Source organism: Pseudomonas sp. SDO5522_S412 (assembly GCF_054071215.1).
In genome coordinates this window covers 1-1,565 of record NZ_JBSVWQ010000431.1, presented here as the reverse complement: position 1 = coordinate 1,565, position 1,565 = coordinate 1, and the positions used below count along the sequence as shown (strand labels likewise).

The following is a 1,565-nucleotide window of genomic DNA, read 5'->3' as shown; positions in this document are numbered from 1 at the left end:
GGGCGATGTTGTGCTGTTGCTCGGTCGCGTCCAGCAGCGGCAATTCCCCGATGCGTCGTTGCGGATCGGCGACGATGCCTTGCAGCAGGTTCAGCCAGTGAGCGGCCATACGCTGTGCAGTGCTTGCGTCGAACAGGTCGGTGGCGTAAGTGAGGGTTGCACTGAGCTCGCCGTCGGCGTCCAGGGTGTCGAGGGTCAAGTCGAACTGGGCGGTACGGCTTTCCCACTCCTGGGCCTTGATCACCAGCCCCGGCAGTTGCGGGATGGCTTGGCGGCCGGCGCTCTGGTGGTTGTACAACACCTGGAACAACGGGCTATGGCTCAGGTTGCGCTCAGGGCGCAAGGCTTCGACCAATTGCTCGAACGGTAGGTCCTGATGCGCCTCGGCGCCCAATGCCGCCGTCTTGACCTGTTGCAGCAGTTCGCTGAAACGCTGCTGCGGATCGACTTCAGCCTTGAGCACCTGGGTATTGACGAAGAACCCGATCAGGCCTTCGGTCTCGACCCGGTTGCGGTTGGCAATCGGTACGCCCACGCGGATGTCCGACTGGCCGCTGTAACGGTGCAGCAGGCCCTGGAACGAAGCCAGCAACAGCATGAACAGGCTGCAACCTTCACCCAGGGCCAGTTGCCGCAGCTGTTGGCCCAATGCCTGCGGTAACTGGACGGCCAGACGGGCGCCGGCAAAGCTCTGGCGTGCCGGTCGCGGACGGTCCGCAGGCAGCTCCAGCAATGGCTGTTCAGCGCCGAGGACGTTGGTCCAGTAAGCCAGCTGCCGCTCACGCTCACCGGCGTCCATCCATTGGCGTTGCCACACCGCGTAATCGGCATACTGGATCGGTAACTCCACCGGTTCAACCGATCCACCCTGGCTATAGGCGGCATAACGCTCAATCAGTTCCTGCACCAGCACCTGCATCGACCAGCCATCGGAGACGATGTGATGCTGGGTCAGCACCAGCACCTGTTCATCGGCGGCCACCTGCAGCAGCCCGACCCGCAGCAGCGGACCGTTCTGCAGGTCGAACGGCCGGCTGATCTGATCGCGAACAAACGCCTGGATCTGCTCGGCCTGGTTGGCCGAGGTCAGGTCGAGAAACTGCGGCGTCAGCAGCGGACCGGACTCGGCATGGATAACCTGGAACGCACGCTCGTCCTTCTGGACAAAGGTCGTGCGCAAACTCTCGTGACGCTGCACCAGTGCGCTTAAGCTGCGTTGCAACGCCTTCAAATCCAGGTGGCCATGAATCCGTAGCGCCGCAGGGATGTGGTACGCCGCACTGGAGGGCTCCATTTGCCAAAGGAACCACTGGCGCTGCTGGGCGTAGGACAGGGGCAACGGTTGATCACGCGGCACCCTTGGAATGCGCGCAGGCATCGCCGCCTGGATTGGCTCAAGCGCAGCCACGCAAGCCTTGAGGCTGGCGTTTTCGAACAGCTTGCGCAGTTGCAGGTTCATGCCGAGGTGTTGGCGGATGCGCGACACCATCTGCGTAGCCAGCAATGAATGGCCACCCAGTTCGAAGAAGTTGTCGGTGAGACCAACCCGCTCCAGTTTCAGCACG

General features: G+C 62.7%; 1 protein-coding gene. It reads right to left on the bottom strand.

All coding sequences use genetic code 11. From position 1 onward, the window contains the following. Positions 1-1,565: condensation domain-containing protein (locus ACW9I6_RS32295; RefSeq protein ID WP_457340240.1), on the bottom strand; the 1,565-nt coding region annotated here is incomplete at both ends.